We start from the raw sequence: 22,970 nt of genomic DNA, 5'->3' as shown, positions 1-22,970 counted from the left end.
GCAATTGCCGGGCCGGCGCGACGGGACGTCGACATGTCGACACGCCGCGGCGACACGCCGGGGCAGGGACGAAGTGCCCGCTCAGCGGCTCGTCAGGGGGTGTCGGCCCGGCCCGCGAGCGCGTCGGTCCAGCGGCCGGCGGCCGCGCGCAGGGCAGCCGGCTCCGGACCGGCGGCGAGCACGTCCCGCGACACCGTCGGGACGACGGCGCGACCGGTGCCGAACAGCCGGCGGAGGTCGGCCACCGACCCGCCCTGGGCCCCGAGCCCGGGCGCCAGGACCGGCCCGCCGAGCCCGTCGAGGTCGACGTCGCAGTCACGCAGAGTGGCGCCCACGACGACGCCGAAGGAGCCCGTGACCGGCCCCCAGCGGTCGGCGAGGTCGCGCACCGCGGCGACGTCGGGCAGCGGGTCGCCGACCACCCAGCCGGGGGTGTTCCACCCGCGCACGGTGTCCACGACGACCTGCGCGACCGACCGCTCCCCCACGAGCGCGTGCTGCAGCGTGCCCGCGTCGGGGTTGGAGGTGCGGGCGAGCACGAACAGCCCGCCGCCGTGCTGCCGTGCGGTGTCGACCGCCGGCTGCAGCGATCCCGGCCCGAGGTAGGGGCTGACGGTCATGGCGTCGACGGCCAGCGGGTGGTCCGGGCGCAGGTAGTCGGCGTAGGCGTCCATGGTGGACCCGATGTCACCGCGCTTGGCGTCGAGCAGCACCAGCGCCCCCTGGGCGCGGGCCCGGGCGACGGCGTCCTCGAGCACGGCCAGCCCGCGCGAGCCGTGCCGCTCGTAGAAGGCCAGCTGCGGCTTGAGCAGGGCCACCGTGCCGGCCAGCGCGTCCACGACGGCGTCGGTGAACCGGGCCAGGCCCTCGGGGCCGTCCGGCAGCCCCCAGCGCTCCAGCAGCGGCGCGTGCGGATCGATGCCGACGCACAGCGGCCCGCGGGCGGCGACGGTGGCGGCGAGGCGCTCGCCGAAGGGAGCCGTCATCGGTGCGCGTACCCCACGGCCTCGCGCAGCGAGGCGAACCCGCGGGCGGCCAGCGCGGCGGCGAGCTCCCGGGCGATGCGGGCGGTCGCCGACGGGTCGTTGAAGACCGCCGTCCCGACGCTGACCGCGGAGGCGCCCGCGAGCACGAACTGGAGGGCGTCCAGGCCGGTGCGGATGCCGCCCATGCCGAGGATCGGCACCTCGGGCAGCGCGGCGTGCACCTGCCAGACGCACCGGACGGCGACCGGGCGGACCGCGGGGCCCGACAGGCCGCCGGTCACCCCGCCCAGCACGGGACGCATGGTGTCCGGGTCGATGACCAGCCCGAGCAGGGTGTTGATCATCGACAGGCCGTCGGCGCCGGCGTCGGCGCAGGCGCGGGCCACCGGGACGATGTCGGTGACGTCCGGGCTGAGCTTGGCGTACACCGGCTGCGCCGGATCGGCGGCCTCGCGGACCGCGGCGACGACGTCGCGGGCGGCGTAGGGGTCGCAGGCGAAGACCTCGCCGCGGCTCTCCACGTTCGGGCAGCTGATGTTGACCTCGAGGCCCAGCACGCCGGGGACGCCGCGCAGCCGGCGGGCCAGCTCGGCGAAGTCCTCGACCCGGGTGCCGGCGATCGAGACGAACGCCGGGACGCCGCGCTCGGCCAGCCACGGCAGCTCGTCGGCGAGCAGGCCGTCGATGCCGGGGCCCTGCAGGCCGATGGAGTTGAGCATCCCGCTGGGCGTCTCGGCCATGCGCGGGGTGGGCCGGCCCGAGCGCGGGTGCAGCTGCACCGACTTGGTCACCACCGCGCCGAGGCCGGTGAGGTCGACGAACGGCGCGAGCTCCCGGCCGAACGCCGAGCAGCCCGACGCGGTGAGCACCGGGGAGGCGATCGGGACCGGCCCGAGCGCCGTGGACATGTCCACACCCGTCTGCACGGCGGTCACGGCCGCACCACCCCCATGGACTCGGCGCCGACGACGTCCCAGGGCAGGGTGCCGACGTCGGCGAAGCGCACGCGGTCCCCGCCGAAGACCGGCCCCTCGGTGCACGACCGGGAGAAGCGGGTGCGCCCGTCGGCGCCGACCACCGGCAGCACGCAGGTCATGCAGACCCCGATCCCGCAGGCCATCGACTCCTCGACGGCGACGTAGGAGGGCACGCCGGCCGCGGTGGCCGCGTCGGCGACCGCCCGCAGCATGGCCATCGGGCCGCAGGCGTAGACCACGCCGGCCTCGCCCAGCAGCTCGTCGACGCCGACGGTCACCCGGCCGGGGCGGCCGGCGCTGCCGTCGTCGGTGGTGACGACCAGCGGCTCGGCCAGCGCGCCGAGCTCGTCGACCGAGCACAGCCGGTCGGCCGAGGCAGCTCCGCTGACCGCCATGACGTGCGAGCCGCGCTCGCGCAGCAGCGCGGCCAGGCCGACCAGGGCGGCGGCGCCGTAGCCCCCGCCGACCAGCAGCGCCGGCGTGCCGGGGGCCGGCAGCGGAAAGGGCCGGCCGAGCGGACCGACGACGTCGACGACGTCCCCGGGCTGCCGCCCGGCCAGCCAGGTGGAGCCGGGGCCGTGCGGCGCCACCACCACCCGGACGACGCCGTCGCCGGTGCCGGCGATGGCGATCGAGCGGCGCAGCAGCATCGCCGAGGTCGGCCCGCCGACGGCGAAGGCCACGAACTGCCCGGGCTGCGCCCGCTCGGCGACCGCGGGCGCGGCGAGGGCGAGCTCGGTGTAGGCGTTGACCGGCCGGCGGCCCACCACCTCGGCGAGCACCTGCGCCGGCGGCCGGTCGGCGGCCGGCGCCGGCTCGGTGAGCAGGGGCCGGCTCACGCGCCGGGCCCCCGGCGGGCGCCGGTCAGGGCGGCGTGCAGCTCCTGCAGGCTCCGGACGCCGATGTCCCCGGCGCACAGCGCCTCGATGCCCTGCACCGCCGCCGCCATGCCCTGGACCGTGGTGATGCACGGGATCCCGGCGCTCACCGCGGCCGCGCGGATCTCGTAGCCGTCCAGCCGGGGGCCGCTGTTGCCGGGCGAGCCGAACGGCGTGTTCACGACCATGTCGACGTCGCCGGCCGCGATCGCCTCGACCACGTTGCCCGGGCCCTCGCTGTACTTGCCGACGACCTCGCAGCCGACGCCGTTGCGGCGCAGCACCTGCGCGGTGCCCGCGGTGGCCAGCACCCGGAAGCCGAGGTCGGCCAGCCGCTTGACCGGGAAGACCGCGGAGCGCTTGTCGCGGTTGGCCAGCGAGACGAACACCGTGCCCTCGGTCGGCAGCGAGCCGTAGGCGGCCGCCTGGGACTTCGCGAACGCCGTGCCGAAGCCGGCATCGAGGCCCATGACCTCGCCGGTGGACTTCATCTCCGGCGACAGCACCGTGTCGACGTTCTGCCCCTCGACGGTGCGGAACCGGTTGAAGGGCAGCACCGCCTCCTTGACCGCGATCGGCATGTCCGCGGGCAGGTCCCCGCCGTCGCCGGTCGCGGGCAGCACGCCGGCCGCGCGGAGCTCGGCGATGGACTGGCCCACCGCGATGCGGGCCGCGGCCTTGGCCAGCTGCACGGCGGTGGCCTTGGAGACGAACGGCACCGTGCGGCTGGCCCGGGGGTTGGCCTCGATGACGTAGAGGATGTCGTCCTTGATCGCGTACTGGACGTTCACCAGCCCGCGGACGCCGATCCGCGCGGCGAGCTTCTCGGTCGCGGTCCGGATCTTGGCGATGTCGGCGTCGCCGAGGGTGATCGGCGGCAGGGCGCACGCGGAGTCACCGGAGTGGATGCCGGCCTCCTCGATGTGCTCCATGACGCCCCCGAGGTAGAGCTCGGCGCCGTCGTAGAGGGCGTCGACGTCGATCTCGACGGCGTCCTCCAGGAACCGGTCGACCAGCACCGGGTGCGCCGGGCTCACGTCGGTGGCCTTGGCGATGTAGGCCTCGAGGGTGCTCTCCTCGTACACGATCTCCATCCCGCGCCCGCCGAGCACGTAGGAGGGCCGGACCAGCACCGGGTAGCCGATCTCCGCGGCGATGGCGCGGGCCTCGGCGAACGTGGTCGCCGTGCCGTGCTTGGGCGACAGCAGCCCGGTGTCGGCGAGCACCCGGGAGAAGGCGCCGCGGTGCTCGGCGTCGTCGATGGCCTCCGGCGAGGTGCCGAGCACCGGCACGCCGGCGTCCTTGAGCCGCTGCGCCAGCCCCAGCGGGGTCTGCCCGCCGAGCGTGCAGATGACGCCGGCCACCGGGCCGGCCGCCCGCTCGGCCTCGACGACCTCGAGGACGTCCTCGAAGGTGAGCGGCTCGAAGTACAGCCGGTCGGCGGTGTCGTAGTCGGTGGAGACGGTCTCGGGGTTGCAGTTGACCATCACCGCCTCGTAGCCGGCGTCCTGCAGCGCCATGACCGCGTGCACGCAGGAGTAGTCGAACTCGATGCCCTGGCCGATGCGGTTGGGGCCGGAGCCGAGGATGAGCACCGCCGGCTTCTCCCGCGGCTCGACCTCGGTCTCCTCGTCGTAGGACGAGTAGTGGTAGGGCGTGCGGGCGGCGAACTCCGCGGCGCAGGTGTCGACGGTCTTGAACACCGGCCGGATCCCCAGGCGCCAGCGCAGCGTGCGGACGCCGTCCTCTCCCGCCAGCTCCGGGCGCAGCGCGGCGACCTGCCGGTCGGACAGGCCGTGCCGCTTGGCCCGCCGCAGCAGCTCGGCGGTGACCGCGGGCGCGTCGCGCAGCTCGGCGGCGACCTCCTGCACCAGGGCGATCTGGTCGACGAACCACGGGTCGAACCCGCTGGCCGCGGCGACCTGCTCGACGGTGGCGCCGGCGGCCAGGGCCGCCTCGGCCACGTAGAGCCGGCCGTCGACCGGCGTCCGGAGCACCTCCAGCAGCTCCTCGGCCGACCGGTCGTCCGGCGCGCCGGTCCAGAACCCGGCGACCTTGGTCTCGGTGGAGCGCATGGCCTTGCCCAGCGCCTCGGGGAAGTTGCGGCCCATGGCCATGACCTCGCCGACGCTCTTCATCGTCGTGGTCAGCCGGGGGTCGGCGCCGGGGAACTTCTCGAACGCGAATCGCGGGATCTTCACCACGACGTAGTCCAGCGTCGGCTCGAAGGCCGCGGGGGTGACGCCGGTGATGTCGTTGGTGATCTCGTCGAGGGTGTAGCCGATGGCCAGCTTCGCGGCGATCTTGGCGATCGGGAAGCCGGTGGCCTTCGACGCCAGCGCCGAGGAGCGGGACACCCGCGGGTTCATCTCGATGACGACCAGCCGGCCGTCGGCGGGGTTGACCGCGAACTGGATGTTGCAGCCGCCGGTGTCGACGCCGACCGCCCGCAGCACCGCGATGCCCACGTCGCGCATCCGCTGGTACTCGCGGTCGGTGAGGGTCATCGCCGGGGCGACGGTGACCGAGTCGCCGGTGTGCACGCCCATCGCGTCGATGTTCTCGATCGAGCAGATGACGACCACGTTGTCGCTGCGGTCGCGCATGAGCTCGAGCTCGTACTCCTTCCAGCCCAGCACCGACTCCTCGATGAGGACGGTGTGCACCGGGGAGTCGGCCAGGCCGTGGCCGGCCATGCGCCGCAGCATCGCCTCGTCGGTGGCGAAGCCCGAGCCCAGGCCGCCCATGGTGAACGAGGGCCGGATGACCACGGGGTAGCCCACCTCGGCGGCGGTCTCCAGCGCCTCCTCGACGCTGGCGCACACCCGCGAGCGGGGGGCGTCGGCGCCGATGGACCGCACGATGTCCTTGAACATCTGCCGGTCCTCGCCGCGGTTGATCGCGTCGACGTCGGCTCCGATGAGCCGGACGCCGTACTTCTCGAGGACGCCGTTCTCGTAGAGCCCGATCGCGATGTTCAGCGCGGTCTGCCCGCCGAGGGTGGCCAGCAGCGCGTCGGGCCGCTCCTTGGCGATGACCCGCTCCACGAACTCGGGGGTCAGCGGCTCGACGTAGGTGGCGTCGGCGACCTCGGGGTCGGTCATGATCGTCGCCGGGTTGCTGTTGACCAGGCTGACCCGCAGCCCCTCGGCCTTGAGCACGCGGCAGGCCTGGGTGCCGGAGTAGTCGAACTCCGCGGCCTGGCCGATGAGGATCGGCCCGGAGCCGATCACCATGACGTGCTGGATGTCTGTTCTCTTCGGCACAGGTCAGTCCTCGTCCGTGTCGCGTCGGCCGGTCACGTCGATCGGGTGTCGCGTGACATGTCGCATCAGGCCTTCTCCCCCGTGCTGTGCTCGACGACCGGCGGCGGGGTGACCGCCTCCCCGTCGCCGCGGTTGGCCTCCATCAGGTCGACGAAGCGCTGGAACAGCGGCGCCGCGTCGTGCGGCCCGGCGGCCGACTCGGGATGGAACTGGACGCTGAAGGCCGGCACCTCCAGGCAGCGCAGACCCTCGACGACGTCGTCGTTGAGGCCCACGTGGCTGACCTCCACCTGCCCGTAGGGAGTGTCGGTGGGCCGGTCGAGCGGGGCGTCGACGGCGAAGCCGTGGTTGTGGCTGGTCACCCGGACGGTCCCGCTGACCCGGTCGAGCACCGGCTGGTTCAACCCGCGGTGGCCGAAGCGCAGCTTGTAGGTGCCCAGCCCCAGCGCCCGGCCGAGGATCTGGTTGCCGAAGCAGATGCCGAACAGCGGCCGGCGGGCGTCGAGCACGCCCCGCACCGCGGCGACGGCGTAGTCCGCCGCGGCCGGGTCGCCCGGGCCGTTGGACAGGAAGACGCCGTCGGGCCCGGCGGCCAGCAGCTCCCCGGCGGTCGCCGTGGAGGGCAGCACGTGGGTCTCGACGCCGAGCTCGGCCAGGTGCCGCGGGGTGGCGGTCTTGATGCCCAGGTCGAGGGCGGCGATGGTGTACCGCTTCTCCCCCACCGCGGGCACCACGTAGGCCTCGCCGGTGCTCACCGTCGGGGCGAGGTCGGCGCCGGTCATGCTCTCGGCCGCGCACACCCGCTCGAGCAGCGCGGCGGCGTCGAGCTCGGTGCTGATGCCGGCCCGCATCGCCCCGCGCTCGCGCAGGTGGCGGGTCAGCGCCCGGGTGTCGATGCCGCTGATGCCGACCACGCCCTGCGCGACCAGCTCGTCGTCGAGGGTGCCGGTGGCCCGCCAGTTGGCCGGGCGGCGGGCCGGGTCGCGGACGACGAAGCCGGCCACCCACATGCGGCGGCTCTCGTCGTCCTCCTCGTTGACGCCGGTGTTGCCGATGTGCGGAGCGGTCATCGTGACGATCTGACCGGCGTAGCTGGGATCGGTCAGCGTCTCCTGGTAGCCGGTCATGCCGGTGGCGAACACCGCCTCGCCGACCGTCGTCCCCGTCGCGCCGTAGGCCTCGCCCCGGAACGTCCTGCCGTCCTCGAGCACGAGGATCGCGTCACTCACTTCTGTGCCTTCCCGTCCAGAACGGTCGGAACGCCCCGCAGGAACGTCGCGACCACCCGGCCGGGGAGCTCCCGGCCGGCATAGGGGCTGTTGCGGCTGCGGCTGGCCAGCGCGGCGGGGTCGACGGTCGACCGGCTCGCGGGGTCCAGGAGCAGCAGGTTGGCCGGCTCACCGGCGGCCAGCGGGCGGCCGTGCCTGGCCAGTCGGCCGATGGCCGCCGGGCGGACCGACATGCGGTCGGCGACGCCGGCCCAGTCCAGCAGGCCGGTCTCCACCATCGTGTCGACGACCACGGCCAGCGCCTGCTCCAGCCCGAGCATCCCGGGCCGGGCCTGCGCCCACTCGCACTCCTTGTCCTCCGCGGCGTGCGGGGCGTGGTCGGTGGCGACGGCGTCGATGGTGCCGTCGGCCAGGCCCTGCCGCAGCGCCTGCACGTCGGCGTCCGTGCGCAGCGGCGGGTTGACCTTGAACACCGGGTCGTAGCCCTCGGCGCAGGCGTCGGTGAGCAGCAGGTGGTGCGGGGTGACCTCCGCGGTCACCCGCACCCCGCGCGACTTGGCCCAGCGGATGATCTCCACCGACCCGGCCGTGGACACGTGGCAGACGTGCAGCCGCGCGCCGACGTGCTGGGCCAGCAGCACGTCGCGGGCGATGATCGCCTCCTCCGCCGCGGCCGGCCAGCCGGTCAGGCCGAGGCGGGCCGAGCGGTCGCCCTCGTGCATCTGCGCGCCCTCGGTGAGCCGCGGCTCCTCGGCGTGCTGGGCCACCACGCCGTCGAAGGCCTTCACGTACTCCAGCGCCCGGCGCATGAGCGCGGGATCGGCGACGCAGTGCCCGTCGTCGGAGAACACCCGCACGCGGGCGGCGGAGTCGGCCATGGCGCCGAGCTCGGCCAGCCGCCGGCCGCCGAGGCCGACGGTCACCGCACCGACCGGGACGACGTCGACCAGCCCGGCCTCCTGGCCCAGCCGCCAGACCTGCTCGACGACACCCGCGGTGTCGGCCACCGGGTCGGTGTTGGCCATGGCGTGCACCGCGGTGAACCCGCCGAGCGCGGCGGCGCGGCTGCCGGTCTCGACCGTCTCGGCGTCCTCGCGGCCGGGCTCGCGCAGGTGGGTGTGCAGGTCGACCAGGCCGGGCAGCGCGATCAGGCCGCCGGCGTCGACGACCTCGACGCCGGTCGCCGACAGCCGCTGGCCGACCGCGGCGATCCGGCCGTCCTTGAGCAGCAGGTCGGCGGGGTCGCCACCGAGCGGGCGGGCGCCCTTCACCAGGTACACGGTCATGAGGGGGTGCCTCCGAGCAGCAGGTACAGGACGGCCATCCGCACCGAGACGCCGTTGCCGACCTGCTCGACGATGGTGGAGCGGGCCGAGTCGGCCACCTCCGCGGCGATCTCCATGCCGCGGTTCATGGGGCCGGGGTGCATGACGATCGCGTCGTCGGCGAGCGCGGCCATGCGGCGGGCGTCGAGGCCGTAGCGGCGGCTGTACTCGCGGGCGCTGGGGAAGAACGAGGCGTTCATCCGCTCGGCCTGGACCCGCAGCATCATCACCACGTCGGCCTTGGGCAGCACGGCGTCCAGGTCGTAGCCGACCGTCACCGGCCAGCTGCCGACGCCGACCGGCAGCAGCGTGGGCGGCGCGACGAGCGTGACCTCGGCGCCGAGCGTGGCCAGCAGCCGGACGTTGGAGCGGGCCACCCGGCTGTGCAGCACGTCGCCGACGATGGCCACCCGCACGCCGTCGAGGCGGCCCAGCCGCTGGCGGATCGTGTAGGCGTCGAGCAGCGCCTGGGTGGGGTGCTCGTGGGTGCCGTCGCCGGCGTTGACCACGCTGCCCTGCACCCAGGCCGAGAGCTGGTGGGGAGCGCCGGAGGCCGAGTGCCGGATGACGATGGCGTCGCTGCCCATCGCCTCCAGCGTCAGCGCGGTGTCCTTGAGGCTCTCGCCCTTGGAGACGCTGCTGCCCTTGGCCGAGAAGTTGATGACGTCGGCGCTCAGCCGCTTGGCGGCCAGCTCGAAGGAGATGCGGGTGCGGGTGGAGTCCTCGTAGAAGAGGTTGACCACCGTCCGCCCGCGCAAGGTGGGCAGCTTCTTGACCTCGCGGCCGGCCAGGGCGGACTCGATCTGCGCGGCGGTGTCGAGCACCAGGGTCGCGTCGGCCCGGTCGAGGTCGGCGGCCTCCAGCAGGTGGCGCTTCACCGGGCACCCCGCTCGCTGCCCTCGGTGACCTGCACCTCGTCGACGCCGTCGATCTCGGCCAGCCGCACCTTCACCGACTGGCTGCGCGCGGTCGGCAGGTTCTTGCCCACGTAGTCGGCGCGGATCGGCAGCTCGCGGTGGCCGCGGTCCACGAGGACCGCCAGCTGCACCGCGCGGGGGCGGCCGAGGTCGCGCAGGGCGTCGAGGGCGGCGCGCACCGACCGGCCGGAGAACAGGACGTCGTCGACCAGGACGACCAGCCGGCCGTCGATCCCACCGGCGGGCAGGACGGTGTCCTCCAGCGCGCGGACGCCGCGCAGCCGCAGGTCGTCGCGGTAGAGGGTGATGTCGACGGTGCCGACGTCGACCGCGGTGCCGGCGAAGGCCTCGATGCGGCCGGCCAGCCGGCGGGCCAGCGGGGCGCCGCGGGTGGGGATGCCGGCGAGCACGAGCCCGGCCAGGTGGTCGCCGGCCTTCTCGATCAGCTGGTGGGCCATCCGGTCGACCACGCGGGCGACGTCGGTGGCGGTGAGCACCACACCGGGTGCGGCAGGGTTTCCTGCATCGCGGCTGCCGGGGGCAGCCGGGGACGAGCCGGCCATCAGGCCTCCTTCCCCGCCTCACTGGACGGGTCGTTAAAGGAGTGGGTGGACCGCCGACGACGGTACTGCACGCCCCGGTGTGACCGTCGTCGCGCGTCGCAGCCCCCACCGGACGGCGCCGTCGTCCACGATGTGAGCCCCGCGGAAGGGGCGGTGCCACCGGCCGCCACCAGCCAGTACGCTGCGTGACGAACTACTCCCAGCCCAGACGACGGACAGTGAGCAGGACAGCGATGAGCACCGACTACTCACGGGCCCTCGGTGCCCGGCTCCGCGCCATCCGCAACCAGCAGGGCCTGTCCCTGCAGGGTGTGGAGGACAAGTCGCACGGGCGGTGGAAGGCCGTCGTCGTCGGCTCCTACGAGCGCGGCGACCGTGCGGTCACCGTCCAGCGCCTCTCCGAGCTGGCCGTGTTCTACGGCGTGCCGGTCTCGGAACTGCTGCCCGACCCGCGGCCGAGCTCCGCGGTCACCTCGACCACCAAGATCGTGCTCAACCTGGAGTCGCTGGGCTCGCTGCCCGCCGACGAGGCCGGCCCGCTGGCGCGCTACGCCTCGACGATCCAGGCCCAGCGGCACGACTACAACGGCAAGGTGCTGTCCATCCGCGCCGAGGACCTCAAGAGCCTGGCGATCATCTACGACATGAGCCCCGACGAGCTCACCTCGCGGCTGATCGAGTGGGGCGTCCTCTCCCCCGGCATGGAGGGCATCGCCGGCGGCGGGGACGACGAGGACGAGCTCAACCCGAACTGGGAGCGCCGGCGCAGCCCCCGGTGACGCGAGCACGTACGAGGGGCCCCTGCCGATCCGGCAGGGGCCCCTCGTGCGTCCTGGCGCGGGATGGCCCGATCCGTGCACACGACGGCATCCGGAAGGGTCACCGGCACCGGTAGGTGCACCGATCGTCGGGCTACGTGGTCGGGACCTCGGTCGCCAGGATCGCGCCCAGCACGCCGTTGACGAACGAGGGCGAGTCGTCGGTGGACAGCGCCCGCGCCAGCTGCACGGCCTCGTCGATGACGACCGCGTCGGGGACGTCGTCGGCCCAGAGCAGCTCGAACACCGCCATGCGCAGGATGGCGCGGTCGACGTCGGGCAGCCGCTGCAGGGTCCAGCCGCGGGCGTGGGTGTCGATCAGCGAGTCGATGCGGGCCGAGTGCTCGACCACGCCCTCGACCAGCCGGACGGCGTGCTCCGGCACCGGCGGGGTCTCGTCGGCGATCCGCTCCCGCAGCAGCGGGAGCGGATCGGTGCCCCGGACGTCGGCCTCGTAGAGGACGTCGACGGCGCGCTTGCGTGCCTTGCTGCGCGCAGCCACGTGCTTACCGGCCCGCCGGGCTCAGTTGGCGCGGCCGAGGTACCGGCCGTCGCGGGTGTCGACCTTGAGCTTGTCGCCGGTGTTGACGAACAGCGGCACCTGGATCTGCGCGCCGGTCTCCAGCGTTGCGGGCTTGGTGCCGCCGGTGGAGCGGTCGCCCTGCAGACCCGGGTCGGTGTGCTCGACGACGAGCTCCATGGTCACCGGCAGCTCGACGTACAGCGGCGTCCCGTCGTGGACGGCGACGACGACCTCGGTGTTCTCCAGGAGGTAGTCCGCACCCGAGCCCACGGTCTCGGCCGGCACCGGGATCTGGTCGTAGGTGTCGCCGTCCATGAAGACGAAGTCCGACCCGTCCTTGTACAGGTAGGTCATGTTCCGCTTGTCGACGTTGGCCGTCTCGACCTTGGTGCCGGCGTTGAAGGTCTTGTCGACGACCTTGCCCGAGAGCACGTTCTTCAGCGTCGTCCGGACGAACGCGCCGCCCTTGCCGGGCTTGACGTGCTGGAACTCGGTGACGGCCCAGAGCTGGCCGTCGAGGTTGAGGACCATGCCGTTCTTGAGGTCGTTGGTGGTAGCCATCTAGAGGACCAGCAGTTCCTTGCTCGTGAGGGTCAACAACTCCGGCTCGTCGTCCGTGACGACCAGCGTGTCCTCGATCCGGACACCGCCGTGGCCGGGCAGGTAGACGCCGGGCTCCACGGTGACGGCCATGCCAGCGGCCAGGGTACCCGCGCCCAGCGGGCCGATGCCCGGCGCCTCGTGGATCTCCAGGCCGACGCCGTGGCCGAGGCCGTGGGTGAAGTGCTCCGCGTGCCCGGCCGCGGCGATCACGTCGCGGGCGGCGGCGTCGACGGCGACCACGTCGGTGCCGACGGCCAGCGCCGCCCGCCCGGCCGCCTGCGCGGCGGCGACGAGCTCGTAGACCTCGCGCTGCCAGTCGGCGGCGTGGCCGAGCACCAGGGTGCGGGTCATGTCCGAGTGGTAGCCGTCGACGGTGGCGCCGAAGTCGAGCTTGAGGAAGTCGCCGCCGCGCAGCTCGGTGCCGTCGGGCCGGTGGTGCGGGATGGCGGAGTTCGCGCCCGCCGCCACGATCGTCTCGAACGACGGCGCCTCAGCGCCCAGGGCCAGCATGCGGGCGTCGAGCTCACGGCCGACCTGCAGCTCCGTGCGGCCCGGCCGCAGCGCCCCCTCCGAGGCCAGCTCGGCGAGCGCGGCGTCGGCGATGGCGCAGGCGCGGCGGAGGGCGGCGACCTCGTCGTCGTCCTTGACCGCGCGCAGCGCCTCCACCGCCCGCCGGACCGACGCCAGCTCCGGCACCGTGCCGCCGGCGGCGGCGTCGGTGACCACCCGCTCCAGCGCGGCGAACCCGTCGACGGTGAGGTGGTGGCTCTCGTAGCCGATCCGGCCGGCGCCGCGGCGGACGGCCTGCCGGGCCAGCGCGGCGACGGTGGCGCGGTCGACGAGCACCTCGACGTCGGGCACCTGGACGGCGGCCTGGGTGGTGTAGCGGCCGTCGGTGCCGAACACGTCGGCGCCGCCGGTGCGCAGCAGCAGCGCGCCGTTGGACCCGGTGAAGCCGGTCAGGTAGCGGACGTTGAGCAGGTCGGTGACCAGGACGGCGTCCAGGCCGCGCTCGGCGGCGGTGGCCCGCAGCCGCTCCCGACGCTCGGCGGTCCTCATGCCGTCTCCCGGCCGGCTCCGCGGTCGTCTCCCGCCATCTCCTCCGCCAGCCACCGCAGCGCGAGCTCGTAGCCCCGCACGCCCAGCCCGGCGATCACACCGACCGCGACCCGGGACACGTAGGAGTGGTGCCGGAACTCCTCGCGCTTGTGGATGTTGCTGATGTGCACCTCGACCACCGGCGCGGTCGCCGCGGCCAGCGCGTCGTGCAGCACGACCGAGGTGTGCGACCAGCCGGCGGGGTTGATGACGACCGGGTCGCCGGCGTCCGTGGCGTCGTGGATCCAGCGCAGCAGCTCGCCCTCGTCGTCGGTCTGCCGCACCCGCACCTCGTGCCCGAGCTCCCGGCCGACCGCCTCCAGGCGCTCGACCAGCTGCGCGTACGTGGTGGCTCCGTAGACCTCGGGCTCGCGGGTGCCGAGCCGGCCGAGGTTGGCGCCGTTGAGCACCTGGATCGTCATGCGCGCTCCTCGCTCACCGCGGCCCACGCCGCGTCGAGCCACGCCGGCTCGGGGTCGGTCAGGATGCGGGGGTTGCCGATGCCGTCGAGGACGACGAACCGCAGGGAGGCGCCGCGGGCCTTCTTGTCCACCCGCATGACGCCCTGGATCGTCGCCCAGTCGCCGGCGTAGCGGGTGGGCAGGCCCATCGCGGCGACCAGGTCGCGGTGCCGGTCGACCTCGGCGCGGGTCAGCAGGCCGGCCTGGGCGCCGAGCTCGGCGGCGAACACCAGGCCGACGGCGACCGCCTCGCCGTGCCGCCAGCCGAAGTCCTCCACCCGCTCGATCGCGTGCGCCAGCGTGTGCCCGTAGTTGAGGAACTCCCGGACGCCGGTGTCGCGCAGGTCGGCGCCGACGGCGTCGGCCTTGACCTGCACCGCGCGCTCGATCAGCTCGGCGGTGTCGCGGCGGCCGGTGGGGTCGGCCTCGAGCAGCTCGAGGATGCGGCCGTCGGCGATGAAGCCGCACTTGACGACCTCGGCCAGGCCGGAGCGGAACTCCGCCTCGGGCAGCCCGGCGAGGACGTCGGTGTCGGCGAGCACCCCGGCCGGCGGGTGGAACGCGCCGACGAGGTTCTTGCCGGCGCCGGTGTTGATGCCGGTCTTCCCGCCGACCGCGGCGTCGACCATGCCGAGGAGGCTGGTCGGCAGGTGCACCACGCGGACGCCGCGCACCCAGGTGGCGGCGAGGAAGCCCGCCAGGTCGGTGACCGCGCCGCCGCCGACCCCGACGACGGCGTCGGTGCGGGTCAGGCCCAGCCGGCCGAACGCCTCCCACGCCCCGGCGGCGACCTCGGCGGTCTTGGCCGCCTCGCCGTCGGGCACGACGACGGCCTCGGCCGCGACACCGGCGGTCTGCAGGGTCTCCACGGCGGCGCCGGCCAGGGCGGCCAGCGGCGGGGCGTGCACGACGGCGACCCGGTCGGTGCCCGCGAGCACCAGCGCCAGCTCGGCCTGCGCGCCGGGGCCGATGACGACCTCGTACGGCTTCTCGCCGGGTACCTGCACGCGCCTCACGACGTCTCCCCGGCTCGTGCGGACAGGGCCTCCAGCACCTCGGCCACGACCTCCTCGGGAGTGCGCCCACCGGTGGGCACGGTCAGCGTGGCGACCTCGGCGTAGAACGGCTCCCGCTGCTCGAGCAGGGTGCGCAGCATCGCCCGCGGGTTGAGCCCGAGCACCGGACGGTCCCGGGACAGGCCGACCCGCTTGGCCGCCGAGGGCAGGTCGACCTCGAGCCGGGCCACGGTGCCGCCGGCGCGGCCGTAGCCGACCAGCAGCGCGCGGGTGGCGGCGCTGAGCACCGCGCCGCCGCCGAGGGCGAGGACGCCGTCGTGCTCGGCGACCGCCCGGGCCACCGCCTGCTCCTCCAGGGCGCGGAAGTGCTCCTCCCCCTCGGTCACGAACAGGTCGGCCACCGTGCTGCCGGTGGCGGCCTCGACGTCGGCGTCGGTGTCGCGGAAGCCGACGCCGAGCGCGGCGGCCACCGCGGTGCCCACGGTGGTCTTGCCCGAGGCCGGGGGCCCGACCAGCACCAGCACCGGGCGGGTGCCGGTCACCGGTACGGGAGGGCGTCGAGGTAGCCGCGCACGTTGCGGCGGGTCTCGGTCACCGAGTCGCCGCCGAACTTCTCCAGGACGGCGTCGGCGAGCACCAGCGCCACCATCGCCTCCATCACCACGCTGCCGCGGGGCACGGCGCAGGCGTCGCTGCGCTGGTTGATGGCGACCGCGGCCTCGCCGGTGGCGACGTCGACGGTCTGCAGCGCGCGCGGCACGGTGGAGATCGGCTTCATCGCGGCGCGGACCCGCAGCACCTCGCCGTTGGTCATGCCGCCCTCGATGCCGCCGGCGCGGTCGGTGACGCGGACCAGCCGGCCCTCCTCGGTCACGATCTCGTCGTGGGCCACCGAGCCGCGGCGGCGGGCGGTCTCCAGCCCGTCGCCGACCTCGACGGCCTTGACCGACTGCACGCCCATGAGGGCCGCGGCCAGCCGGGAGTCCAGCCGGCGGTCCCAGTGCACGTGGCTGCCCAGGCCCGGCGGCAGCCCGTGGACGACGACCTCGATGACCCCGCCGAGGGTGTCGCCGTTCTTCCGGGCGTCGTCGACCTCGGCGACCATGGCCTCGCTGGTGGCCGGGTGCGCGCAGCGGACCGGGTCCTCGTCGATGCGGGCGTTGTCGCCCGGCCCGGGCACCACGCCGTCGGGCACGACCACCGGGCCGATGGCGACCACGTGGCTGACCACCTCGACGTCGAGCACCTGGCGCAGGAAGGCCCGGGCGATCGCGCCGAGCGCGACGCGGGCGGCGGTCTCGCGCGCACTGGCCCGCTCCAGCACCGGGCGGGCGTCGTCGAAGCCGTACTTCTGCATGCCGGCGAGGTCGGCGTGGCCGGGACGGGGCCGGGTCAGCGGCGCGTTGCGCGCCTGCCCGGCCAGCACCTCGGGGTCGACCGGGTCGGCGGACATGACCGTCGTCCACTTGGGCCACTCGGTGTTGCCCACCTGGACGGCGATCGGGCCGCCCTGGGTGCGGCCGTGCCGGACGCCGCCGGTGAGGGTGACGACGTCCTGCTCGAAGGACATGCGGGCGCCGCGGCCGTGGCCCAGCCGGCGGCGCGCGAGGTCGAGGTCGAGGTCGGTGGTCTGCACGGCGACGCCGGCCGGCAGGCCCTCGAGGATGGCGGTGAGCTGCTGGCCGTGCGACTCACCGGCGGTCAGCCAGCGCAACATGCCGCGGATTCTGCCAGTTGCGCCGCACCGGGCCGATGACCGGCGGTCACGAGAGGGAGACGGTGCCGGCCAGGGCGAGCGCCAGGACCGCGCCGACCAGCAGCGGCGGCCCGAACGGGACGGCGCTGCGCCACCCCACCCGGCGGCTGACCAGCAGCACGAGCGAGGCGGTCGCGCCGCAGAGCAGGCCGAGGAAGACCCCCGCCAGGAGCACGCCCCAGCCGGCCCAGCCGAGCAGCAGGCCGAGCAGGGCCAGCAGCTTGACGTCGCCGAGGCCGAGCGCGGCAGGCGCGGCGAGCCAGACCAGCCCCGACGCCGCACCGACGACGGCCGCCGCGAGCGCCGCCCGCCCGAACGCCGGCCAGGTGCCGGTGGCCGCCGCGTCCAGGGCGAGGGCCGTCGTGCCGGCGACCGCGGCGGGGAGCGTGACCGCGTCGGGCAGCCGGTGCACCGCGAGGTCGACCGCGGCGAGCACGACCGCCGCCCCGGCGGCCCAGGCCAGTGCCACGGCGGCCGGACGCACGCCGGTGAGCAGCAGCACCCCGGCGACCAGCAGCCCGAAGCCGGCCGTGCTCAGCGCGGTGTGCAGCGGGCCGGGGCGGGCGGCGGCGTCCCGGCGGGCCAGCCGCACCGAGATGCGGGCCAGCCAGGGGCCGACCACGACGGCGGCGACGACGGCGACCGCGGCGGTGCCGACCGGCCCGAGCGTGACGCCGGCCGGGCTCAGTGCGCGCCCCGGACCCGGTCGTCCAGCGCCGCGCGCATCTCCTCGATCGGCGCCGGGTGACCGGTCATCAGCTCCACCTGCGCCGTGGCCTGCCAGAACAGCACCTCGAGGCCGCTGAGCACGGTGCCCCCCGCACCGGTCACCCGGTCGGCCAGCGGCGTCGGCCACGGGGAGTAGAGGACGTCGAGCACGGTCTGCCCGGACGCCCAGCCGAGGTCGAGCACGGCGGACTGGCCGTCGATGGGCACGGTGCTGACCACGACGGGAGCGGTCACCCGCGCGGCGGCCAGGCGGTGCACGTCGGCGGCGACGCCGAGCGCACCGAGCACCCGCAGCACGTCGGCGGCGCGGGCCGGCTCGCGGACGAGGACGTCGACGTGCGAGGCGCCCAGCGAGGCCAGCGCCACCGCGGCGGCCAGCGCGGTGCCCCCGGCGCCCACGATGGCGGCGTCCTCCACCTGCTCGACCCCGGCCAGCTGCAGGGCCATGCCGACGCCGGTGACGTCGGTGTTCTCCGCCCGCCAGCCGCCCTCGGCGGTGCGCAGCAGGGTGTTGGCGGCGCCGAGCAGCCGTGGGAGCGGCTCCACGACGTCGGCGACCTCGACCGCGGCGTGCTTGCACGGCATGGTCACCGAGAAACCGCGCCACTCCTCGCCGAGGCCGGCGAGCAGGACGGGGAGGTCCTCGGCGCCGATGTCGAGGGCGTCGTAGGTCCAGTCGGACAGCCCCAGCGCCGCGTAGGCCGCCCGGTGGAGCAGGGGCGACAGCGAGTGCCCCACCGGCCGGCCGAGGACGGCGGCGCGCATCAGTCCGGGTTCTCCCGCAGCCACTGCTGGAACAGCGCGACGTTGGCCTGGTGCTCCTCGGGGGTCACCGCGAACCGGGTCTCGCCGGTGTCGGGATTGACCACGACGAAGAACAGCCACGCCCCGGGCGTCGGGTTGAGGACGGCGCGCAGCGCGTCCTCCCCCGGGTTGGTGATGGCGCCCGGCGGGAGCCCCGGGTGGTAGTAGGTGTTGTACGGCGAGGGGTTGGCCCGGTCGGCCGCCGTGGTGGTGATGCCGGACTTGCCGTTGGCGTAGTTCACCGTGGTGTCCAGCTGCAGCGGCATCCCCATGGCCAGCCGGTTCTCCAGGACCTGGGCGACCATGCCCATGTCCTCCGGGGAGCTGGCCTCGGCCTGCACGAGGCTGGCCTTCGTCACGACGGTCAGCCGCAGCTCGTCCGGGACGCCCAGCTCGTCGAGCACCTGCTCGCTGCGCACGACCATCTGGCGCAGCATGTCGGTCGGGGTGTCGTCGGGCTCGAAGTCGTAGGTCGCCGGGAACAGGAAGCCCTCGGGCAGGCCGTTGGTGTAGGCCGGCAGGCCGAGCGCGGCGGGGTCCTGGGACGCCGCCACCAGCTCCTCGATCGGCGTCTCGGTGGTCTCGGCCAGCCGCTGGAGCACTGCTGCGACGGTGAAGCCCTCGGGGATGGTGACCCGCACGAACAGCCGGCTGGTCGGGTCGAGCAGCCGGTCCAGCGCCGCCGCGCCGCTCATCTGCTCCCGCATGCCGTAGACGCCGGGCTGGATGCCCATGGCGGCGCTGTTGGCCTCGGCGGCCTCGATGAACGGCGGGGCCGAGGCGATGACGCCGGCCTCGACCAGGGCGTCGGCGATGGCGCGCAGCGACGCGCCGTCCTCGACGCGCACCTCGACGGTGCCGCTGCCCTGGCCGGTGTAGTCCTCGGCCTCGGGGTTGACGAGGTCCAGCAGCGCGGAGCCGCCGAAGAAGATGCCGGCGACCAGGCCGGCGAGCACGAGCAGGGACAGCACCACGGCGAGCGGACGACGCCGGCGCCGGCGCGGCGCGGGGTGGTCGTGCTCGTCGTCGTGGAGGTCGTCGTGCAGGTCGTGGGAGTCGTCGTGCGCGCGGGCGGCCCGGCGGCGGGCGCGGCGGCCGCGCGGGGAGTCGTCGTCGACGCCGATGACCTCGAGGCCGCCGGTCTGGTCGTCGTCGTGGAGGTCGTGCGCGTGCGCGTCGTGGTCGTGGTGCTCGGCGTCGGCCGGCGGTACCGGGACGTCGACGGCCGGCTGGGCCACGGTGGCGGCGTCGGCGGGGTCGGCGTCGGTGTCGCCCCGGCGCGACAGCCGCGACCAGGCACCGGCCGGGCGCGGCGGCAGCGGCGCACCGGCGTCCGGTCCCCCGGCCGGGCCGCCGCCGCGTGCGGCGGGCGGGAGCGGGCCGGTGGCGCCGTCGTCCGGGGGGCCGGCGTGCCGGGCGTACTCGGCGACGGGGTAGTGCGGGGCCGAGGCGCGGTCGATGACCGTCGCCCGGCGGCGCGCCGGGGCCGGGGGGCCACCGGCAGGGCCGCCGAAGGCGGGCGCGGCGGCCGGCGGGATCAGGGGCAGGCGCGGGCGCGGCGCCTGCGGCAGCGAGCTCACCCAGCTGCCGGCCGGCGGCGCGGCAGGCCGGGAGTGCCGACCCCGCCCGGGCGGCGGGGTCGGACCGTTCACGAGCGCCCCCGCTGGGCGTCGAGATAGGCCTGGAGGATGACCACGGCAGCGGCCTGGTCGATCACGGGCCGCTGCTGGCGGCTGTCGAGCCCGCTCGCCCGGAGGGAGTTGGCTGCAGTCACGGTGGAGAGCCTTTCGTCGACGAGGTGCACGGGCACGGCGCCGATGCGCCCACGCAGCTCCCGAGAGTAGGCACGCGCTTCCCGGGCGGAGGCGCCCGACGCACCCGACAGGTGCCGCGGCTCCCCCACGATCACCTCTGTCACCTCGTGTTCCACGACGAGGGCGGCGATGCGGTCCAGATCGCTGCCGTCGCGGGTCCGCTGGACGGTCTCCAGCGGGCTGGCGAGCGTGCCCGTCGGGTCCGACAGCGCCAGGCCGACGCGGACCGTGCCGACGTCGACGCCCAGCCGCCGGCCCTGGGTGGGCTTGCGCGGCGGGATCGGCAGCCCGCCGGGCAGCCCCCGGGACAGGTCGATCTCGCTGGTCTCGTTGCGCACCGGCGGAAAGCCGGCCCGCAGGTCGATCTCCGTCGTGGCGTGCGTCGGCGGCTGCGGCGGCGGGGTCTGCCGGGGCCGCGCCGGCGGCACCGCCGGGCGTCCCTGCACCTTCCGCTCACCCACCGGACCGGTCTCGTCGGGCCGCTGCTCGGGCATCTGCGTCACCTCCGTGCGGCGGTCGAGACCGCCTGCTCGCCGGCCGCCAGGGCCGCGGGGATGCCGCCCGGGTCGGTTCCACCACCCTGGGCGACGTCTGCCTTGCCGCCCCCTCGGCCACCCACCGGCGCCGCGGCCGCGCGCAGCACGTCGTTGGCCGACAGGCCTCGCTGCTGCGCGGCGGGGTTGAGGGCCGCGACGAGTGCCACCTTGCCCCCCGACTCCGACGCGAGCAAGACCACCCCCGGGCGCTCGCCCAGCCGGCCGCGCACGTCGAGGGCGAGGGTGCGCAGGTCGCCCCCGGACAGCCCGGCCGGCGAGCCGGTGACCAGGGCGACGCCGTCGAGGTCGCGGGCGCCGGCGGCCAGCTGCCCGGCAGCGGCCAGCGTCTGCTGCGCGCGCAGCTCCGCGAGCTCCCGGTCGGCGTCGCGCAGCCGGGCCAGCATGCCGCTCACCCGGTCGAGCAGGCCGTCCTGCGGGGTCTTGAGCAGCTCGCCGAGCTGGCGCACCAGGTCGCGCTCGCGGGCCAGGTAGCGGAAGCCCTCGAGGCCGACCGCGGCCTCCACCCGGCGCGAACCGGAGCCCACCGACGACTCGCCGGTGAGCGCCAGCGTGCCGATCTGGGCGCTGCCCTGCACGTGGGTGCCACCGCAGAGCTCGCGGGACCACGGGCCGCCGATCTCGACGACGCGCACCTGCTCGCCGTAGGTCTCGCCGAACAGCGCCAGCGCGCCGAGGGCCTGGGCCTCGGGCAGCGTCATGTACGAGGCGGTGACCCGGTGGTCGGCGCGGACCGCGGCGTTGGCGACGTCCTCGATGTCGGTGCGCTGCTGGGTGCTGAGCGCGCCCTGCCAGGCGAAGTCCAGGCGCAGGTAGCCCGGCCGGTTGTAGGAGCCGGACTGCAGCGCCTGCGGGCCGAGCACCTGGCGCAGCGCCGCGTGCACCACGTGGGTGCCCGAGTGCGCCTGGCACGCCGACAGCCGCCACTCGCGGTCGACCTCGGCGGTCAGCTCCGCACCCTCGCGCAGCTCGCCCTCCAGCACCCGCACCTGGTGCACGACCAGGCCCTTGACCGGGCGCTGGACGTCGAGCACCTCCGCGCGGCCGCCGTCCCAGGTGAGCAGGCCGGCGTCGGCCACCTGCCCGCCCGACTCGGCGTAGAACGGCGTCCGGTCCAGCACGACGCGGGTGACCTCGCCCGGCCCGGCCGGGGCGGCCGGGCCGGCGTCGTCGCCGGCGAGCTCGGCGACCAGGCCGAGCACGCGCGAGTCGGTGCGCAGGGTGTCGTAGGCCTGCCAGTCGGTGGGGCCGTGGTCGGCCAGCAGCCGCCGGTAGGCCAGGACGTCGACCGACCCCGTGCGCTTGGCGCGGGCGTCGGCGCGGGCCCGGTCGCGCTGCTGCTGCATGAGCGCGCGGAAGCCCGCCTCGTCGACCGTGACGCCCTGCTCGGCGGCCATCTCCAGCGTCACGTCGATGGGGAAGCCGTAGGTGTCGTGCAGCGAGAACGCCTGCTCGCCGGAGAGCGCAGGCGTGCCCGCCTTCTTGGCCTGGGCCACGGCGGTGTCGAACAGCGCCGTGCCGGAGGTGAGGGTGCGCCGGAACGCCTCCTCCTCGGCGTAGGCGACGCCGGAGATGCGGGCGAAGTCGGTCGCCAGCTCCGGGTAGCTGGCGCTCATCGCGTCGCGGGAGACCGGCAGCAGCTCGGGGAGGGTGGCCTCGTCGACGCCGAGCAGCTTCATCGAGCGGACGGCGCGGCGCAGCAGCCGGCGCAGGATGTAGCCGCGGCCCTCGTTGCCCGGGGTGACGCCGTCGCCGATGAGCATCAGGCCGCTGCGCACGTGGTCGGCGACCACGCGCAGCCGCACGTCGTCGTCGGGCTTCTGCCCGTAGGTGACCCCGGCGAGCTCGGCGGCCCGGTGCAGCACCGGGGCGACCTCGTCGATCTCGTACATGTTGTCGACGCCCTGCAGCAGGTAGGCCACCCGCTCCAGGCCCATGCCGGTGTCGATGTTCTTCTTGGGCAGCTCGCCGACGATCCGGAAGTCCTCCTTGCTCCGGACGTCGGTGAGCTCGTACTGCATGAAGACGAGGTTCCAGATCTCCAGGAACCGGTCGCCGGCGGTGTCGACCAGCGGGCCGCCGTCGGGGCCGTACTCCGGCCCCCGGTCGACGTAGATCTCCGAGCACGGGCCGCCGGGGCCCTCGGCCCCGGTGTGCCAGTAGTTGTCCTTCTTGCCCAGCCGCTGGATGCGCTCCTTGGGCAGCCCGGCGATCCGGTGCCAGGCGTCGGCGGCCTCGTCGTCGTCCAGGTAGACGGTCACCCAGATGCGCTCGGGGTCGAAGCCCAGCCCGCCGTCCTCGACCCGGCCGGTGACCAGGTCCCAGGCGTGCTGGATCGCTCCCTCCTTGAAGTAGTCACCGAAGGAGAAGTTGCCGTTCATCTGGAAGAACGTGCCGTGCCGGGTGGTCTTGCCCACCTCCTCGATGTCGAGGGTGCGGACGCACTTCTGCACGCTGGTCGCGCGCGGGAAGGGCGCGGGCTCGCGACCGGTCAGGTACGGGATGAACGGGACCATGCCGGCCACCGTGAACAGCAGCGAGGGGTCCGGGGAGACCAGCGAGGCGCTGGGGACGACGGTGTGGCCGCGGGAGGCGAAGTGCTCGAGGAAGCGGCGGCGGATCTCGGCGGTCTGCATGTCCTACTCGGTTGTCC

The 22,970-nt window shown here is 75.0% G+C and carries 21 protein-coding genes; 1 reads left to right on the top strand and 20 read right to left on the bottom strand.

Going from position 1 to position 22,970, the window contains the following annotated elements:
* Positions 1–92: 92 nt before the first annotated feature.
* The 8 genes from pyrF to pyrR all read right to left on the bottom strand — a co-directional run bounded on the left by pyrF (position 93) and on the right by pyrR (position 10,141).
* Positions 93–986, bottom strand: coding sequence for an orotidine-5'-phosphate decarboxylase (gene pyrF / locus ACI79R_RS15520; RefSeq protein WP_456574542.1), 894 nt, complete (start codon positions 984–986; stop codon positions 93–95).
* The gene (locus ACI79R_RS15515; RefSeq protein ID WP_456574541.1) at positions 983–1,921 is read right to left on the bottom strand and encodes a dihydroorotate dehydrogenase; all 939 of its coding nucleotides are present in this window, start codon (positions 1,919–1,921) and stop codon (positions 983–985) included. Before ACI79R_RS15515 ends, pyrF begins: the two co-directional genes overlap by 4 nt.
* The gene (locus ACI79R_RS15510) at positions 1,918–2,802 is read right to left on the bottom strand and encodes an iron-sulfur cluster-binding protein (RefSeq protein ID WP_456574540.1); all 885 of its coding nucleotides are present in this window, start codon (positions 2,800–2,802) and stop codon (positions 1,918–1,920) included. The genes ACI79R_RS15515 and ACI79R_RS15510 overlap by 4 nt, the downstream gene beginning before the upstream one ends.
* Positions 2,799–6,107, bottom strand: coding sequence for a carbamoyl-phosphate synthase large subunit (gene carB / locus ACI79R_RS15505; RefSeq protein ID WP_456574539.1), 3,309 nt, complete (start codon positions 6,105–6,107; stop codon positions 2,799–2,801). Before carB ends, ACI79R_RS15510 begins: the two co-directional genes overlap by 4 nt.
* A gap of 65 nt (positions 6,108–6,172) precedes the next feature.
* Complete coding sequence (gene carA, locus ACI79R_RS15500) at positions 6,173–7,336, bottom strand: glutamine-hydrolyzing carbamoyl-phosphate synthase small subunit (RefSeq protein ID WP_456574538.1); 1,164 nt, start codon at positions 7,334–7,336, stop codon at positions 6,173–6,175.
* Positions 7,333–8,622, bottom strand: a complete 1,290-nt coding sequence (locus ACI79R_RS15495; RefSeq protein ID WP_456574537.1) for a dihydroorotase — start codon at positions 8,620–8,622, stop codon at positions 7,333–7,335. The genes carA and ACI79R_RS15495 overlap by 4 nt, the downstream gene beginning before the upstream one ends.
* Entirely contained in the window at positions 8,619–9,539 is a 921-nt protein-coding gene (locus tag ACI79R_RS15490) for an aspartate carbamoyltransferase catalytic subunit (protein ID WP_456574536.1), read from the bottom strand. The genes ACI79R_RS15495 and ACI79R_RS15490 overlap by 4 nt, the downstream gene beginning before the upstream one ends.
* Entirely contained in the window at positions 9,536–10,141 is a 606-nt protein-coding gene (pyrR, locus tag ACI79R_RS15485) for a bifunctional pyr operon transcriptional regulator/uracil phosphoribosyltransferase PyrR (RefSeq protein WP_456574535.1), read from the bottom strand. Before pyrR ends, ACI79R_RS15490 begins: the two co-directional genes overlap by 4 nt.
* A gap of 233 nt (positions 10,142–10,374) precedes the next feature.
* Between pyrR and bldD the strand changes: the two genes are divergently transcribed.
* Positions 10,375–10,920 carry a transcriptional regulator BldD gene (gene bldD, locus ACI79R_RS15480; protein WP_456574534.1) on the top strand — a complete coding sequence of 182 codons (546 nt, stop codon included), beginning with the start codon at positions 10,375–10,377 and terminating at the stop codon, positions 10,918–10,920.
* A 133-nt stretch (positions 10,921–11,053) separates the two neighbouring features.
* On the opposite strand, the gene nusB is transcribed toward bldD, so the two are convergent.
* The 12 genes from nusB to alaS all read right to left on the bottom strand — a co-directional run bounded on the left by nusB (position 11,054) and on the right by alaS (position 22,953).
* On the bottom strand, positions 11,054–11,461 hold the full coding sequence (nusB, locus tag ACI79R_RS15475) for a transcription antitermination factor NusB (protein WP_456574533.1): 408 nt from the start codon (positions 11,459–11,461) through the stop codon (positions 11,054–11,056).
* Positions 11,462–11,482: 21 nt separating this feature from the next.
* Entirely contained in the window at positions 11,483–12,043 is a 561-nt protein-coding gene (efp, locus tag ACI79R_RS15470) for an elongation factor P (RefSeq protein ID WP_456574532.1), read from the bottom strand.
* Positions 12,044–13,144, bottom strand: coding sequence for a M24 family metallopeptidase (locus ACI79R_RS15465; protein ID WP_456574531.1), 1,101 nt, complete (start codon positions 13,142–13,144; stop codon positions 12,044–12,046). It lies immediately after the preceding gene.
* Positions 13,141–13,605, bottom strand: coding sequence for a type II 3-dehydroquinate dehydratase (gene aroQ, locus ACI79R_RS15460; protein ID WP_456574530.1), 465 nt, complete (start codon positions 13,603–13,605; stop codon positions 13,141–13,143). The genes ACI79R_RS15465 and aroQ overlap by 4 nt, the downstream gene beginning before the upstream one ends.
* Positions 13,602–14,660, bottom strand: coding sequence for a 3-dehydroquinate synthase (gene aroB, locus ACI79R_RS15455; RefSeq protein WP_456574529.1), 1,059 nt, complete (start codon positions 14,658–14,660; stop codon positions 13,602–13,604). The genes aroQ and aroB overlap by 4 nt, the downstream gene beginning before the upstream one ends.
* A complete protein-coding gene (locus ACI79R_RS15450) occupies positions 14,657–15,202 on the bottom strand; it encodes a shikimate kinase (protein WP_456574528.1) in 546 nt (181 codons plus the stop codon). Before ACI79R_RS15450 ends, aroB begins: the two co-directional genes overlap by 4 nt.
* Entirely contained in the window at positions 15,199–16,377 is a 1,179-nt protein-coding gene (gene aroC, locus ACI79R_RS15445) for a chorismate synthase (RefSeq protein ID WP_456574527.1), read from the bottom strand. The genes ACI79R_RS15450 and aroC overlap by 4 nt, the downstream gene beginning before the upstream one ends.
* A 46-nt stretch (positions 16,378–16,423) precedes the next feature.
* Positions 16,424–17,038, bottom strand: coding sequence for a prepilin peptidase (locus ACI79R_RS15440; protein WP_456574526.1), 615 nt, complete (start codon positions 17,036–17,038; stop codon positions 16,424–16,426).
* Between the two features lie 62 nt (positions 17,039–17,100).
* Complete coding sequence (locus tag ACI79R_RS15435) at positions 17,101–17,910, bottom strand: shikimate dehydrogenase (RefSeq protein WP_456574525.1); 810 nt, start codon at positions 17,908–17,910, stop codon at positions 17,101–17,103.
* The gene (gene mltG, locus ACI79R_RS15430) at positions 17,910–19,529 is read right to left on the bottom strand and encodes an endolytic transglycosylase MltG (RefSeq protein WP_456574524.1); all 1,620 of its coding nucleotides are present in this window, start codon (positions 19,527–19,529) and stop codon (positions 17,910–17,912) included. Before mltG ends, ACI79R_RS15435 begins: the two co-directional genes overlap by 1 nt.
* Before the next feature lie 68 nt (positions 19,530–19,597).
* The gene (ruvX, locus tag ACI79R_RS15425) at positions 19,598–20,257 is read right to left on the bottom strand and encodes a Holliday junction resolvase RuvX (RefSeq protein ID WP_456574523.1); all 660 of its coding nucleotides are present in this window, start codon (positions 20,255–20,257) and stop codon (positions 19,598–19,600) included.
* Positions 20,258–20,262: 5 nt separating this feature from the next.
* Positions 20,263–22,953 (bottom strand): alanine--tRNA ligase, encoded by a 2,691-nt coding sequence (gene alaS, locus ACI79R_RS15420; RefSeq protein WP_456574522.1) that lies wholly within the window; start codon positions 22,951–22,953, stop codon positions 20,263–20,265.
* Positions 22,954–22,970: the final 17 nt, after the last annotated feature.

This window comes from Blastococcus sp. SYSU D00820, from assembly GCF_054050695.1.
This window is presented reverse-complemented; position numbering and strand designations above follow the sequence as displayed.

Excerpts from the sequence above, each read along its gene's own strand:
- ACI79R_RS15465 (WP_456574531.1), bottom strand. The coding sequence starts at position 13,144 with ATGAGGACCGCCGAGCGTCGGGAGCGGCTGCGGGCCACCGCCGCCGAG.
- aroQ (WP_456574530.1), bottom strand. The coding sequence starts at position 13,605 with ATGACGATCCAGGTGCTCAACGGCGCCAACCTCGGCCGGCTCGGCACC.
- alaS (WP_456574522.1), bottom strand. The coding sequence starts at position 22,953 with ATGCAGACCGCCGAGATCCGCCGCCGCTTCCTCGAGCACTTCGCCTCC.
- pyrF (WP_456574542.1), bottom strand. The coding sequence starts at position 986 with ATGACGGCTCCCTTCGGCGAGCGCCTCGCCGCCACCGTCGCCGCCCGC.
- ruvX (WP_456574523.1), bottom strand. The coding sequence starts at position 20,257 with ATGCCCGAGCAGCGGCCCGACGAGACCGGTCCGGTGGGTGAGCGGAAG.
- pyrR (WP_456574535.1), bottom strand. The coding sequence starts at position 10,141 with ATGGCCGGCTCGTCCCCGGCTGCCCCCGGCAGCCGCGATGCAGGAAAC.
- efp (WP_456574532.1), bottom strand. The coding sequence starts at position 12,043 with ATGGCTACCACCAACGACCTCAAGAACGGCATGGTCCTCAACCTCGAC.
- ACI79R_RS15435 (WP_456574525.1), bottom strand. The coding sequence starts at position 17,910 with ATGCGCGCCGCCGTCCTCGGCCGGCCGGTGGGGCACTCGCTGTCGCCC.
- bldD (WP_456574534.1), top strand. The coding sequence starts at position 10,375 with ATGAGCACCGACTACTCACGGGCCCTCGGTGCCCGGCTCCGCGCCATC.
- ACI79R_RS15495 (WP_456574537.1), bottom strand. The coding sequence starts at position 8,622 with ATGACCGTGTACCTGGTGAAGGGCGCCCGCCCGCTCGGTGGCGACCCC.
- aroC (WP_456574527.1), bottom strand. The coding sequence starts at position 16,377 with ATGTTGCGCTGGCTGACCGCCGGTGAGTCGCACGGCCAGCAGCTCACC.